Source organism: Sphingomonas sp. GC_Shp_5 (assembly GCF_026540855.1).
Lineage (GTDB): Bacteria > Pseudomonadota > Alphaproteobacteria > Sphingomonadales > Sphingomonadaceae > Sphingomonas.
In genome coordinates this window covers 1-13871 of the sequence record NZ_JALNUP010000031.1, presented here as the reverse complement: position 1 = coordinate 13871, position 13871 = coordinate 1, and the positions used below count along the sequence as shown (strand labels likewise).

Annotated in this window: 11 protein-coding genes; 8 read left to right on the top strand and 3 right to left on the bottom strand. The window is 65.4% G+C overall.

The annotated features are described in order from the left end of the window. Window positions 1-131: 131 nt before the first annotated feature. Window positions 132-2819 (top strand): TonB-dependent receptor, encoded by a 2688-nt coding sequence (locus OXR60_RS17955; protein WP_276046558.1) that lies wholly within the window; start codon window positions 132-134, stop codon window positions 2817-2819. 61 nt (window positions 2820-2880) lie between these two features. Beyond that, window positions 2881-3429, top strand: a complete 549-nt coding sequence (locus tag OXR60_RS17950) for a GNAT family N-acetyltransferase (protein WP_267397347.1) — start codon at window positions 2881-2883, stop codon at window positions 3427-3429. A 7-nt stretch (window positions 3430-3436) separates the two neighbouring features. Here OXR60_RS17950 and rsgA read toward each other — a convergent pair whose 3' ends face one another. Both rsgA and OXR60_RS17940 read right to left on the bottom strand, forming a co-directional pair. Next, window positions 3437-4435: a ribosome small subunit-dependent GTPase A gene (gene rsgA / locus OXR60_RS17945; RefSeq protein WP_267397346.1), complete on the bottom strand. Its 999-nt coding sequence runs from the start codon at window positions 4433-4435 to the stop codon at window positions 3437-3439. Then, window positions 4432-5106 (bottom strand): UPF0149 family protein, encoded by a 675-nt coding sequence (locus OXR60_RS17940; RefSeq protein WP_267397345.1) that lies wholly within the window; start codon window positions 5104-5106, stop codon window positions 4432-4434. The genes rsgA and OXR60_RS17940 overlap by 4 nt, the downstream gene beginning before the upstream one ends. A 132-nt stretch (window positions 5107-5238) precedes the next feature. Here OXR60_RS17940 and OXR60_RS17935 point away from each other — a divergent pair, with 132 nt between their 5' ends. From OXR60_RS17935 to OXR60_RS17925, 3 genes are all read left to right on the top strand, one after another. Further along, on the top strand, window positions 5239-5550 hold the full coding sequence (locus tag OXR60_RS17935; protein WP_267397344.1) for a DUF3253 domain-containing protein: 312 nt from the start codon (window positions 5239-5241) through the stop codon (window positions 5548-5550). Window positions 5551-5657: 107 nt separating this feature from the next. Then, window positions 5658-5876: a hypothetical protein gene (locus tag OXR60_RS17930; protein ID WP_267397343.1), complete on the top strand. Its 219-nt coding sequence runs from the start codon at window positions 5658-5660 to the stop codon at window positions 5874-5876. A 147-nt stretch (window positions 5877-6023) separates the two neighbouring features. Then, the gene (locus OXR60_RS17925; RefSeq protein ID WP_267397341.1) at window positions 6024-6386 is read left to right on the top strand and encodes a lysozyme inhibitor LprI family protein; all 363 of its coding nucleotides are present in this window, start codon (window positions 6024-6026) and stop codon (window positions 6384-6386) included. Between the two features lie 52 nt (window positions 6387-6438). On the opposite strand, the gene OXR60_RS17920 is transcribed toward OXR60_RS17925, so the two are convergent. Further along, window positions 6439-9102, bottom strand: coding sequence for a TonB-dependent receptor (locus OXR60_RS17920; RefSeq protein WP_267397340.1), 2664 nt, complete (start codon window positions 9100-9102; stop codon window positions 6439-6441). Window positions 9103-9392: 290 nt separating this feature from the next. Between OXR60_RS17920 and OXR60_RS17915 the strand changes: the two genes are divergently transcribed. The 3 genes from OXR60_RS17915 to OXR60_RS17905 all read left to right on the top strand — a co-directional run bounded on the left by OXR60_RS17915 (window position 9393) and on the right by OXR60_RS17905 (window position 13864). Continuing rightward, window positions 9393-11756, top strand: a complete 2364-nt coding sequence (locus OXR60_RS17915; RefSeq protein ID WP_267397339.1) for an FdhF/YdeP family oxidoreductase — start codon at window positions 9393-9395, stop codon at window positions 11754-11756. Between the two features lie 5 nt (window positions 11757-11761). Further along, on the top strand, window positions 11762-12541 hold the full coding sequence (locus tag OXR60_RS17910; RefSeq protein ID WP_267397338.1) for a formate/nitrite transporter family protein: 780 nt from the start codon (window positions 11762-11764) through the stop codon (window positions 12539-12541). Window positions 12542-12646: 105 nt separating this feature from the next. Further along, window positions 12647-13864 (top strand): alginate export family protein, encoded by a 1218-nt coding sequence (locus OXR60_RS17905; RefSeq protein WP_267397336.1) that lies wholly within the window; start codon window positions 12647-12649, stop codon window positions 13862-13864. Window positions 13865-13871: the final 7 nt, after the last annotated feature.

Sequence of the window (13871 nt, the reverse complement as noted above, 5' to 3'; positions counted from 1 at the left end):
CGCCCGAAAGATCTCGCCAAGTTTTCGCAGGGCTGATCAACAGGCGCTCAGATAGTATGATCAATCTACTATCGAGGGCGGGAGCATTGAGGAAAGGATCCTGAAGAGCCTTCCTTTGCAAAGGGCTTCAGATGATCAGACATACAACCTCGACTGTCGCTTTGGCAGCCGCACTTCTATCGTCATCCTATGCCTATGCTGCGACGCCGGTTCCGGAAGTCGAAGCAGCGCCGAGTCCGATCCAGGCCGCCGCCGTGCAGGATACCTCCGCCTCATCCGGCACAGCCGCGTCGGATGATCCGGACAAGGACATCGTCGTGCTCGGCACCCGCCGGACAGATCGCACGCTGACCAACTCGGCGTCACCCGTCGACGTGATCAGCGCCGCCGATCTTGCCACCCAGCCCTCTGCCAACATGATCGACCAGCTCAAGAACATCGTGCCGTCCTTCTACGCCGGCCAGAACTCGATCTCGGACGCCTCCACCTTCGTCCGCTCGCCCTCACTGCGCGGGCTGTCCGGCGACCAGGTGTTGGTGATGCTCAACGGCAAGCGCTACAATCGCTCGGCGCTGGTGCAGGTCTATGGCGGCAGCGACACCGGGCTCGGGCGCGGCGCCCAGGGCCCCGACATTTCGGCGATTCCCTCGCTCGCGATCCGCAGCCTGCAGGTGCTGCGCGAAGGCGCCACCGCGCAATATGGCTCGGACGCCATCGCCGGCGTGCTCAACTACGGCCTGCGCGAGGATCAGGGCATCGAACTCGTCGGCCGCGCCGGGCAATATTATGCCGGCGATGGCGAGAGCTATCAGATCGCGGGCAATGCCGGCGTGAAGGGCGACTGGGGCTTCATCAACGTCACCGGCGAATATGACGATGAAGGCCAGACCAGCCGCGGCCGCACCCGCCCGTCGGCGGCGAACTTCGCGCAGAACTTTCCGGCGCTCGCCTCGCAGCTGCCCAACTACCCGTTACCCGCTCAGATCTGGGGCAATTCACCCTCGCACGGCTTCAAGACCGTCTACAATTCGGCGATCAACGTCACCGACGACAGCAAGATCTATGTCTTCGCCAATTATGCCGAGAACAAGGGCAACCAGAGCTTCAACTATCGGCCATCGGTCTCGAGCACCGCGGTCGACAGCAATGGCGTGGTCCGCAACCAGGGCGCCAATGCGGCGTTTCTCAACACCTTCTTCCTGACCCCCTGCCCCGCTGGCAACGCCACCTGCCCCGCCGGCGGCTTCGTGCGGGACGGCAATACCTTCCGCTTCGCCTCGCTCTACCCCGCTGGATTCACGCCGCGCTTCGTCGGTAAGACTCAGGAGGTGTATGGCGTGCTCGGCTACAAGGGCACCGCCGGCGCCTTCAGCTACGACGTGTCCGGCACCCTCGCCCGCAACAAGCTGTCGCTGTCGATGTACAGCTCGGCCAACTTTTCATACGGCCCGGCCACCCAGACCAGCTTCGACTTCGGCGACCTGATCCAGAAGGAAACCAACTTCAACGCCGACTTCACCTATGCGGCGGACCTCGGCCTCGCCGCGCCGCTGACCATCTCGGCCGGAGGCGAATTCCGCAAGGAGACTTACGAGCAGACCGCGGGTGACCTGCAATCCTATAGCGCCGGCCCTTATGCGGTCGCCCAGCAGCTCTACACGCTGACCGCGCCGGGCGTGTACACCCCATCGGGTACGACGGCGGCACAGGGCGTCGGTGCCAGCGGCTATGCCGGTACAAGCCCGGCGACGGCGGGCAAGTTCAGCCAAAAGGCCTATGCCGCTTATGTCGGCCTGGAGACCGATCTTACCACGGCGCTCACCGTCGGTGCCGCCGGTCGCTACGAGCATTACAATACCTTCGGCGATGCCTGGGTCGGCAAGGTCAACGCGCTGTACAAGTTCGCGGACGCCTTCTCGGTCCGCGGCAGCTTCGGCACCGGCTTCCACGCGCCGTCACCCGGCCAGTCGAACGTCTCGATCGTCACCACCTCGTTCAACAACGGCATCGCCTATCAGAGCGGCACCTACCCGACGAGCAATGAGGTCGCGCAATATTATGGCGCGACCAACCTTTCACCGGAGAAGTCGACCAACTACGGTCTCGGCTTCATCCTCGAGCCGATCCGCAACTTGACGGTCACCGTCGACGGCTATCAGATCGACCTGCGCAATCGCATCGGGCTGACCTCGCCGTTCATCGTCACCGCGGCCGATCTCGCCGCGCAGCCGGCGCTGCTGCCGGTCGGCATCGGCGGTCAGGTCCAGTATTTCACCAATGGCTTCAAGACCCGCACTCGCGGCGTCGACGTCGTCGGCACCTGGCGCACCACGCTCAGCGAGGCGCTGCTCAATTTCTCGCTGGCGTATAATTACAACAACACCAAGGTCACCGATTATGACGCCCGCGTGGTGAGCATTGCTCAGCTGATCGACGCCGAGCATCTCGCGCCCAAGCACCGCGTCGTGTTCAACGCCAATTGGTCGCTCGACAACCTGAGCTTCAACGTCCGTGAAAATTACTACAGCTCGTTTACCAGCGCGCAGGATTACGGTCAGACCAACGGCGTGGCAAATCAGGTGTTCGGCAGCAAGTTTACCACCGACCTCGAGCTGAGCTACACCTTCAGCCACTTCACCTTCTCCGTCGGCGCCCAAAACTTCACCGACGAACATCCCGATCGGCTGGCGCCGACTTCGACGGTACAGATCTACCCGCTTACCGGCGGCACCTCGGATGGCCAGGTCTATCCGCGCAACGGCGGGCCGTTCGGCTTCAACGGCGGCTTCTATTACGCCCGGGTGCGCATCAAATACTGACACGGCGTGGCGGAGCAGGCATCCTGCTCCGCCATCCGCCTCGCTGGAGCCTGTTCTTCCCATGCCCGCTCTCGAACACCGCCTCGCGGTTGCTGGCGATCTCGACGCGATTGGCGCCTTGATGCGTCGCGCCATCGATCAGCTTCAGTTGGACTTCCTTACCGCCGCGGAGATACGGGCCAGCCACCAGGTGATGGGGCTCGACACCCAGCTGATCCGGGACGGGACCTATTTTGTCGTCACCGAAGCAGCGGCGATCGTGGGCTGTGGCGGCTGGAGTTACCGATCGACGCTGTTCGGCGGCGACGCCAGCGTCGTCGCGCGCGAACCCGAGGTGCTCGATCCGGCCACCGATGCCGCCCGCATCCGCGCCATGTACACCGATCCCGATCACGCCCGCCGCGGCATCGGGCGCACAGTGCTGGCCCTGTGCGAAACCGCGGCGCTCGCCCATGGCTTCGCGCGCGCCGAGATGATGGCGACGCTCGCCGGCGAACCCCTGTACCAAGCATGCGGCTATCGGCGTGTCGCGGCCCCGCTCGAGGTTGGGGTTGACGACGTGCTGGTGCCGCTGGTCAGGATGGCCAAGCCGCTCCGCGCCGCAGTCTAACCGGTCGCTAGCGGGAACGCCGCTTCGGCCACTTCGGCGGGCCGCCACTCTCCTCGGCCGTGAGCTTGCGCCAGCGCTCGAACCGCACCGCAGTCAGCACGCCCGCCGCGATCCCTGCCTGGATCGCACAGCCCGGCTCCGCCCCGTGCGCACAGTTAGAGAAGCGGCAGTCCTGCGCCATCAAGATAAAGTCGTCGAATACCTCGGCGATGCCCGTCGCCGCCTCGGCCAGCTGCAATTCGCGCATCCCGGGGAGGTCGAGCAACCAGCCGCCGTGTTCGAGCCGATGCATCTCGCGTACCGTGGTCGTGTGCCGACCGGTACCGTCATGCTCGCGGATCGCTTGGGTGGCAATGCTGTCCGATCCTCGCAGCGTGTTGACGAGCGTCGACTTGCCGACGCCCGACGATCCAAGGAAAGCGATGGTTTGGCCGGGGGCGCACCAGGAGGCGAGGCGGATGACGTCGGCGGGGTCGCGGCCGTTGACGGTTTCGACCACCAAATTGGGCTCGATCGCGCGTACGGCTGCGGCGAACGCCTCGGCATTGTCGGTCAAATCGGCCTTGGTGAGGACCACGACCGGCGGCACGCCTACCTCGCGCGCGAGCACCAGGTAGCGCTCCAGCCGCGCGATGCTGAAATCCTGGTTGCACGAGGCGACGATGAACACCGTGTCGACATTGGCGGCGATCATCTGCTCGGTACGCGGATCGGCCGGCGAGCGCCGCTTGAACAGGTTCATCCGCGTGAGCACCCGCAGCGGTTGCAGCGTACCGCCATCGATCAGCAGCCAATCGCCCACCGTCGGATGATCGCCCGACGGCCCGGCACCGGGGATATGGGGATCGATCAAGCGCTGCCCGTCCGCGCCGGCAACGGCGATCTTGCCGCGATGGACCGCCATGACCCGCACGGGATGGTGGTGGAGGGCCTCGTCGGCGGAGAGCTGCTGGCTGAAATGAGCGGTCCAGCCGAGCGCCGCCAACATGTCGTTGGAGAATGTCATGAGGTCGTGCCGCAGCAACGCTTGGATTTCTTGCCCGACCCGCAGCGGCACGGGTCGTTGCGGCCGATCTTCGACGCGCTTTCGCCAGCCGGCGCCACCAACGCCATCCCGCCATCACGCTGGCGCGCGACGTACAGCCGCAGCACGACATCGGCGAGTTCGGCCGGCGCCCGCTCGTCGAGCGTGTTGATCTCCATGCTGTCGAGCGCGCTCTCCTCGCGGGCTATGGCGATCAGCATCGACAGCCGCGACAGCGCATCGGCGGCGTCCGCATCGTCGCCCTCGGCCCAGGCATCCCAGAGCTCCGGGCGCAATTCCATGGCCTCGGCAAAGCCGTCGATCCACAGCTCCCACAGCAAGTCGCCATTACGTTCGTCGACGTCGAAGATCGGCTGCGGCTTGCCCCGGCCACAATCGCGCGCGATCTCATGGTAGCGTGCCAGCACCGCATCGGCGAACCATTGGACGTCGAGTGGATCGTCGAACGGCGGCACCCCGCCCTCGTCGGCGCCCCACACGCTCGTCAGCCACTCGACCGGCAGGATCGGCTCGGGCGAGACGAGGATGCCGGTGAGGAAGCCATCAAGCTCGGTGAGCAGCATCGGCTCTTCGAGCGGGAGATCGGCCAGCGCACCATCCAGCCGACGCAGCCGGGAGGGAAGCTGCCTCATGCGAGCGCGCCCATCATTGCCGGCGGCACGTCTGCGGCCGCGCCAAAAACAGCTGCGCCATGGCGGAGATTATCGTTATTTACCGTGCGTGGCGTGGCCCGTGAAAATAGCATGGCAGGTGAGTAGCATGGCATGAACGCAAATGGCAGCGCCGGACGGCCTGACCCCGACATCGAGCCTTGCTCGCCAGCCAAGGACGCTCGCGGCGAAACCTTGGTCCTCCTCGCCCGCCGCGCGAATGGGGCGACCGTTTGCCCGAGTGAAGTTGCGAGGGCGCTGGCCGCCGCCACGCCGGCAGCGACCGATTGGCGTGAGGCGATGCCCGCAGTCCACGCCGCCATCGACCGGCTGGTCGATGAGGGGCTGGTGATGCTGAGCTGGAAAGGCAAGCCGCTCGCCACGCGGGCCGGGCCGTATCGCATCGGTCGCGGCCCACGAGGCTAGGCACAGCAATTACGTGCGGCCTTCTGACGATCATGAACGGATCGTCATGGAACATCGCCGATCACGCATCGCTTTTGGCCTACCGATTTGTTGTCCGAGGATATTTCATGCGTTTCCTTCCCCTCCTGGCCCTTCCCCTGATGATGGCGACCGCATCGCCGGCGCTCGCCAAGGGCTGCATCCGCGGCGCGGCGGCGGGCGGCGTGGCCGGGCATTATGTCGGCAAGGGCCATGCGGTGATGGGCGCCGCCGCCGGCTGCGTCGTCGCGCACCATCATTATGCGAAGCAGGCCCGTGCGCAGAAAGCGGCGCAGCAACACAGGTAATCCCGTCCGCCAGGACGCCCGCGAAGCGCACCTCTTGGTGCCTTCGTCCGTGCCGGCGGCGCGAGTGTGGACAAGGTCTCTCCCCTCTCGCTAACCTGCTGCAATGATCATGCAGTGGGGTGATATCCGATGAGTTGGAAGATAGTGATGGGTGCAGCCATTCTGGCCTTTGCAGGCTGCCCCGCGTCGGCTCAGGTCGCGCCGAGCGGCTTGTCCGATCGGTTCACCGCCTGTGCGGCGCGCGCGCATGGCAACACCGTCCAGGAGGGTATCTGCGCCCAATCCGAGATGGCGTCGCAGGATGCGCGGCTGAACAAATCCTATCAGCAGGTCATGAAACAGCTGGCGAGCCAGCCGCAGAAGCGCATCGCGCTTCGCGATGCCCAGCGTTCGTGGCTGAAGGCGCGGGACTATGAGTGCAAGGTCGATCAGGAGACGATCAACAGCGGCTGCCTCGTCATGAAGACGGCAGCCCGCGCCAACGAGCTGGAAAGCATGATCCGCTTCTAGACTCAGGCGGCGGCGGACGTCCGATCCGCCGCCGCCGCCGCCGCCGCGATCATCAAAACTGCGCGCGTACGCCGAACAAGATGGTGCGGCCGTAGTTGTTGATCTCGCCGAACTGCAGCTCCTTGTCATTGTAGCTGTAGGTATTGGCATTGGCGATGTTGATCGCTTCGACGCTGAAGGTCAGCTGTTCGGTGGCGCGGATCGACAGATTCCCGTCGAGCGAGCCAAACGCTGCCATATAGGTCGGCACCTGGGTGGTGCTGCCGATCCCGGTGAGATATTTGTCGCGCCAGGTATAGGAGAGCCGCGCCGACAGCGGTCCCTTGTCGTAGAAGCCGACCACGTTGAAGCTGTTCTTCGATAGGCCGATCAGCTGATCCTTGATCGGCCGCGCGCCCGCCGTGTAATCCGCCTCCACCGAGGTGTGGGTATAGGATGCCTGGAAGCCAAGCCCGTCAAACGGCGCCGGCAGGAAGCTGAAGACCTGGTTGTATGCGGCCTCGGCGCCATAGACCTTGGCACTGCCGCCGTTGACCTGGGTGCTGAGCAGCACCGTGCCACGACCGGGGATTTCAATGTTGATGTTCTGCGCGGTGATGTAATCGTCCATCGCTTTGTAGAACAGCGCCCCCGTGAGCGAGCCCGAGCGGTTGAAATACCATTCGAGCGAGCCGTCGAACTGGGTGGCGAGGAACGGCTGCAGCGCCGGATTGCCGCCGCTTGCGGTGGCCTGATCGGTGGAGACGCTGATCTGCGGCGCGCTCTGCGTGACGTTGGGGCGGGTCAGCACCCGGCTGGCGGCAAGGCGGCCGACCAGGTCATGGGTCAGCTCGGCGCGCAGGTTGAAGCTCGGCAGCCAGTCGCTGAAGGTCTGCGGATAGCTGACCGGGGTGGGCACGCTGCCCGTCGTCAGCGTGCCGCTCGCCACCTGGTCGGTATGCACATAGCGGACGCCGATATTGCCGGTGACCGCAACGCTGCCGAGCGGGAAGGCATAATCGGCGCGGACATAGCCGCCCGCGGTCTTCTCGGTGACGACGTAGGAGGCGCGCATGTCGCCGGCCGCGAGCGGCGCGTTGGCGATCGCATCGGTGAACAACTTGTCGTAAAACACATCGGTGATCGGCACGATCCAGGTGCGTGGATAGTTACCGCCCACGCCCGACAGGAAATCGTCGAACGGGATCTGCTCATAGCTGTTGGGCGCGAAGCCGGTGAGCGAGGTTCCCGCCGCCGGGGTGACGGTGAAGTCGCGGCGCCGGTAATCGCGCTTGCGCCAATGGTATTCGCCGCCCGCACTCAGCTTGGTGATGAAGCCGTCCATCTGATGATCGACATCGAGCCGCACGTAGCGGTCCCAATCCTTGCTGTTCTTGGGCGCGATGTTGAACGGATAGAGCGTGTAATTGGCCGGATCGAGCACGTTGGTGGGCGTCGCGATCGTCGGCAGCACCTTGTAGCCGCCCGAGGCGTCATAGGTCAGCGGCGCAAAGAACTGGATGCGGCTACGCACCGTGCCTTCGGCATAGCTCGGGTGGAAGCTATGCGCATAGGACCAGTTGGCGTTGGCGACGACATGCCAGCCTTCCGGGTTCCAAGCCTGCTTGAGGCCAATGGTGATCAGATCGTGGCGGTTGAGGCTGTATTCGCGGGTGCCCATGAAGCGCACGTTGTTGATCGTCGCGGCGACCACGGTGTTGCCGTCGAGCTTGATCGATCCCGGCACCAGCGTAGGCTTGTTTCCCGCGCTGGTATCGTCGGGATAGATATCGAGGCCGAATTCATCATAGGCGACGTCGAGCCGGGTCGCGAGCACATCGAGCGTGGTCTCGAGCTCGGGGCTGGGCTTCCACTGCGCCGAGATCATGCCCGACAGGCGCTTGCGGTCTTCCGTCTCCACGGTCGGGCGGGTGCGACCCGGCGTGTAGAAGCCCTCGCCGAGTACCGACTTGAACACGGGGGCGATATACCAGCCGGTGTTATAGGACCGGTCGTTGCGCACCTCCTTGCCCCAATATTGCGCGGCGGCGAGGATGCCGAAGGTGCCGTCGTCATTCTTGGCGCTGGTCAGCACCGTGGCGTTGGGCTTCACCTTGTCGGTGAGCGTCGTGTAGGTGCCGCGCAGGTTGAGCGTGGTCTTGTTGCCCACCTCGAGCGGGCGGAAGGTGTGAACGTCGATGTTGCCGCCGAGCGCGCCCTCGGTCATGTCCGAGGTCGGCGTCTTGACCACGTCGATCTGCGACACGAATTCCGCGGGCAGCATCTCGAAGCGGAACTGCCGGCCATTGGCGCCGCCATTCTCGATCAGGTCGTTGATCGCGACCGGGCGGCCGTTGAGCAGCGTGCTCTGGAACTGCGGCCCGAGCCCGCGCACGCTGACGTACAGCCCTTCGCCACGCGGCCGGGTGATGGCGACGCCGGGGACGAGTTGCAGCGCCTCGGCGACGTTCTGCGCCGGGAATTTGCCGATATCGGTCGCGTTGATCGCGTCGACACCGAATGCGGCCTGACGCTTGGTCTCGGTCGCCGCCGCCAGGCTCTCGGCGTAGGAGCCGGTGACGACGATGTCGCCATCCGCGCCGGTGGTAGCATCGGGCGTTTGCTCGCCGGCGGTGGCTGCGCTCGCATTGCTCTGCGCGCAGGCGGGCTGGGCCATGCTCAGCGCGACAAGAGTAAGCGGCTGCGTCGCCTGCGACAGGCGTGAATAGCGTGACATGATGGATCTCCCCTCGGCGTTGACGCCGTTGGGGCTCTCCTAATTTTGCTACGTGTCTGCGCGGCGACATCTACGTTACGTTGCCGTTACAATGGGACGTAATTGGTCGCGCGGCGCCGAATGACATTGATGATGCCGGCATCATACCGCCTTGCCGCTGTCACTCAGCCGGTGCGACCGTAAAATACGGGTTAAGTATCGAAGAGTCTTGCGTTTCATTGCCGGCGCTTCTTTACGGGGCGAGCTTCGGCCATGCAGCAGCGCGGCATGAGCCCTGTGGAGATACGAGCATGCATCGCAAGCGCCCGGATGGGATCAAGGATTACAACGGCCCGGCCGGCGGCTGGGGCGCGCTGAAGGCGGTCGCACTCACCCTCAAGGCGCAGCAGATCGTCCAGCGCGGCGCCCAGACCCTGCTCAAGTCGAACCAGCCCGATGGCTTCGACTGCCCGAGCTGCGCGTGGCCGGACCCCAAGCACACCTCGTCATTCGAGTTCTGCGAGAATGGCGCCAAGGCGGTGGCCTGGGAATCGACCGCGAAGCGGATCGGCGCCGACTTCTTCGCGCAGCACAGCGTGTCCGAGATCTGGGAGCAGAGCGACCATTGGATCGAAGGCCAGGGCCGCATCACCGATCCGCTGCGCTACAATGCAGAGACCGATCATTATGAGGTGGTCGAATGGGACGAGGCGTTCGCCGCGATCGGCGCCGGTCTCGCCAGGCTCGACGATCCCAACCAGGCCGAATTCTACACCTCGGGCCGCTGCTCCAACGAGGCGGCGTTCCTCTATCAGCTGTTCGCCCGGCTCTATGGCACCAACAACTTCCCCGATTGCTCGAACATGTGCCACGAGGCGACCTCGGTGGGGCTGCCGCAGTCAATCGGCATCGGCAAGGGCACCGTCAGCCTGGAGGATTTCGATCACGCCGATCTGATCCTCTCGATCGGCCATAATCCCGGCACCAATCACCCGCGGATGATGGCGACGCTGCGCGAGGTGTCGCGTCGCGGCGGCCGGATCATCGTGTTCAACCCGCTCAAGGAACGCTCGCTCGAGCGGTTCGAATCGCCGCAGTCGGTGATCGAGATGGCGACCTTCTCGGCGACGCCGATCGCGACCAATTATCTGCAGGTGAAGGTGGGCGGCGATGCCGCGGCGCTGAAGGGCATTTCCAAGGCGCTGGTGGCGATGGACAAGGCCGCGACCGCCGCCGGCGAACCGCCGGTGCTCGATCATGACTTCATCGCCGAGCATACCGCCGGGTTCGACGCGCTGGTCGCCGATCTCGAGGGCAGCGACTGGGCTGATATCGTCCATGCCAGCGGGCTCGGCCAGAGCGACCTGAAGGAAGTCGCGCGGCTCTATGCCCAGTCCACCGCGACGATCGCCTGCTATGGCATGGGCATCACCCAGCACCGCACCGGCACCAGCAATGTTCAGCAGATCGCCAACCTGCTGCTGCTGCGCGGCAACATGGGGCGGCCGGGCGCCGGCATCTGCCCCTTACGTGGCCACAGCAACGTCCAGGGCGACCGCACCGTCGGCATCACCGAACGGCCGACCGCGGCGCTGCTCGACAAGATCAAGGAGGTGTTCGCCTTCGAACCGCCGCGCGCGCACGGCCATTCGGTGGTCGAGAGCATTGCCGCGATGCGCGACGGCAAGGCCAAGGCGATCGTCTGCCTCGGCGGCAACCTGGCCATCGCCTCCTCCGATCCGCAGGCCTGTGCGCGGGGCTTCCGCAACATGGAACTCGCGGTCCACATCACCACCAAGCTCAACCGCACCCAGCTGCTGATGGCCAAGGGCGACACTTACATCCTGCCCTGCCTCGGCCGCACCGAGCGCGACCTGCAGGACGGCACGCCGCAGGCGGTGACCGTCGAGGATTCGATGTCGATGGTTCACGCCTCGCGCGGCTTCCTGATGCCGCCGGGCGACAACGTCCGTTCCGAGCCGTGGATCGTCGCGCATATCGCCAAGGCGACGCTGGGCGGCAAGGGCGGGATCGACTGGGACGGCTATGTCGCCAATTACGATCGGATCCGCGACAAGATCGAGGCAGTGTTCCCCGCCTTCAAGGACTATAACACCCGGGTCCGCGAGCCCGGCGGCTTCCACCTGCCCAATTCGGCGGCCGAGCGGGTATGGAACACCGATACCGGCAAGGCCAATTTCATCGTCTCGCCTGGCGTCGAGGAAGACGAAACCACCCAAGATCCGACCGTGATGCGGCTGACCACGCTGCGCTCGCACGATCAGTATAACACCACCATCTACGCGCTCGACGATCGCTACCGCGGCGTCTTCGGGCGGCGCGATATCCTGTTCATGAACGCCAAGGAGATCGCCCGGCTGGGCTTTGCCGAGGGCGACGTGATCGACGTCACCACCGCGCTCCAGTTCAAGCGCGACGATCGGATCGTCCAGGGCCTCACGCTGGTCGAGCATGCGCTGCCCGACGGCTGCTGCGCCTCTTATTATCCCGAGACGCAGCCGCTGATCGCGCTGGAGGATCATGATCTCCAGAGCCTGACGCCCTCCTACAAGTCCGTCCCCGTCCAGATCCGCGCCGCCGGGCCCGACGACGGATCCGAGCGTTTCGTCGAGCGCGCCGGCGTCGTCGGCAAGCCCATCAAGCAGGAAGCCTGACCTTCATGTACTTACCGACCATCACCGGCTTCGCCGACCGCGCCGCCGCCGAGGCCGCCTCGATCCGCCGCTCGCCGATCGGCTTCTTCGTCGACGCGATGCTGGCGGGTGCCTATATCGGCATCGCCATGATCCTGGCGCTGAGCACGGCGGACGCGCTGCCGGCCGGCGTGCGCCCGCTGGTGATGGGCGGCACCTTCGGTCTCGGCCTGATCCTCACGGTGTTCGCCGGCGGCGAATTGTTCACCGGCTATGTGATGTACCTCGGCTTCGGGCTGATGCGCCGCACCGTCAGCCTGGCGGATGCGGCGCTGCTGATCGTGGTGGTGTGGATCGGCAACCTCGCCGGCGCGCTGGCGCTGTCGGCCATCTTCATCGCGGGGGGCGGCGGCCAGGTGTTCGCCAATGCCGCGACGATGTTCAACGCCTATGCCGCGCACAAGGTGGAGGCCGACGCCGTCGCACTGCTCGCCCGCGCCATCCTGTGCAACTGGCTGGTGTGCCTGGCGATCTGGACGGCCGCGCGGGTCACCGGCGATGCCGCCAAGTGCATCGTCATGGCCTGGGTGCTGCTCGCCTTCGTCGCTGCAGGGTTCGAGCATTCGGTCGCCAACATGACCGCGCTGACGCTGGGGCTGTTCGCGCCCGGCGAGACGATTTCGCTGCTGGGCGTGGTCCACAACCTCGCGCTGGTGACGCTCGGCAACATCGTCGGCGGGCTGGTGTTCGTGGTCGGCGCCTATGGCGCGGCGGCCAAGACCGATGCGGATCCGGTGCGCGGCTAGGCCGATCCGTTGCCTTCGCGGCAACAACGATGGCAAAAGCGCTCGGGGGGTGCCCGTCGCCGTGCGACGGGGACTCGCGATAAGATGATGGTCAAAGGGGGGACGATGAAGATCTGGATCGCGCTGGCATGCGCCGCGGGAATCGCCGATGGAGCGAGTGCACAAGACATCACGCTGAAGCCGCTGCTCGATGCGCGACTGCGCTCGGAGACAGTCGACCAGGACGATCTGCCCGACCGTTCGCAGGCAGTCACCATGCGCATCCGCTCCGGCGTGCAGGCCTCGGACGGCCCGTTCTCCGCGCTGATCGAGAGCGAGGCAACGCTCGGGATCGACAATGGCTATAACGACGGCCTCAACGGCCGCACCCGCGATCCGCTGATCGCCGACCCGCAGAACGTAGAGCTCAACCGTGCCCAGCTACGCTATGCGGTGCCCGCCGGCAGCATCACCGTCGGCCGCCAGCTGCTCGAACTCGCGGACCAGCGCTTCGTCGGCTCGGCGAGCTTCCGCCAGAACCAGCAGACCTTCGACGCGGTGCGCATCCAGTGGAAGGGCATCAAGCATCTCACCGCCGACGTCACCTATGCGTGGAGCGACCGCACGATCAACGGCATCGACGGCACCGGCGCGCGCCAGCAGGCGGTGTCGGGCAACAACTTCTTCGGCCTGCTCGGCTATGAGACGCCGGTCGGCACGCTGACGGGCTTCACCTACATCGTCGACCAGGACGAGGCCGCCGTTCAGGGCTTCCGCCTGTCGAGCCAGACCTATGGCGGTCGCCTCGCCGGCAGCCAGCCGCTCGGCGCGGGGCTGAAGCTCGCCTACACCGGCAGCTTCGCGCGGCAGAGCGACTATCACCGCAACCCCAACGACTATTCCGCCGATTATTACCTCGGCGAGGTAGCGCTGAGCCGCAAGGCGCTCAGCGCCACCGCCGGCTATGAGGTGCTCGGCGCCGATCGCCATGGCCCCGGCGGTGTTGCGCTGACCAGCTTCCAGACGCCGCTGGCCTCTTTGTTCAAGTTCCAGGGCTGGGACGACAAGTTCACGACCACGCCGGTGGACGGCATCCGTGATGCCTATGGCACGCTCGGTTCGGACTGGAAGCGGCAGGGCCTGGTCAGCGATGTCGCGCTGACCGCGACCTACCATCGGTTCGACAGCGACCGCGGCGACACCCATTATGGCAATGAGGTCGACCTGCTCGCCTCGGCGAAGATCGACCGCTACACCGTCTCGGCGCGCTACGCCCATTACGATGCCGACCGGTTCGCCGCGGATACCGACAAATTGTGGCTGACCGCCGAGTTCAGCCTGTAGGCCGAAG

Excerpts from the sequence above, each read along its gene's own strand:
- OXR60_RS17955 (WP_276046558.1), top strand. The coding sequence starts at position 132 with ATGATCAGACATACAACCTCGACTGTCGCTTTGGCAGCCGCACTTCTA.
- OXR60_RS17950 (WP_267397347.1), top strand. The coding sequence starts at position 2,881 with ATGCCCGCTCTCGAACACCGCCTCGCGGTTGCTGGCGATCTCGACGCG.
- rsgA (WP_267397346.1), bottom strand. The coding sequence starts at position 4,435 with ATGACATTCTCCAACGACATGTTGGCGGCGCTCGGCTGGACCGCTCAT.
- OXR60_RS17940 (WP_267397345.1), bottom strand. The coding sequence starts at position 5,106 with ATGAGGCAGCTTCCCTCCCGGCTGCGTCGGCTGGATGGTGCGCTGGCC.
- OXR60_RS17935 (WP_267397344.1), top strand. The coding sequence starts at position 5,239 with ATGAACGCAAATGGCAGCGCCGGACGGCCTGACCCCGACATCGAGCCT.
- OXR60_RS17930 (WP_267397343.1), top strand. The coding sequence starts at position 5,658 with ATGCGTTTCCTTCCCCTCCTGGCCCTTCCCCTGATGATGGCGACCGCA.
- OXR60_RS17925 (WP_267397341.1), top strand. The coding sequence starts at position 6,024 with ATGGGTGCAGCCATTCTGGCCTTTGCAGGCTGCCCCGCGTCGGCTCAG.
- OXR60_RS17920 (WP_267397340.1), bottom strand. The coding sequence starts at position 9,102 with ATGTCACGCTATTCACGCCTGTCGCAGGCGACGCAGCCGCTTACTCTT.
- OXR60_RS17915 (WP_267397339.1), top strand. The coding sequence starts at position 9,393 with ATGCATCGCAAGCGCCCGGATGGGATCAAGGATTACAACGGCCCGGCC.
- OXR60_RS17910 (WP_267397338.1), top strand. The coding sequence starts at position 11,762 with ATGTACTTACCGACCATCACCGGCTTCGCCGACCGCGCCGCCGCCGAG.
- OXR60_RS17905 (WP_267397336.1), top strand. The coding sequence starts at position 12,647 with ATGAAGATCTGGATCGCGCTGGCATGCGCCGCGGGAATCGCCGATGGA.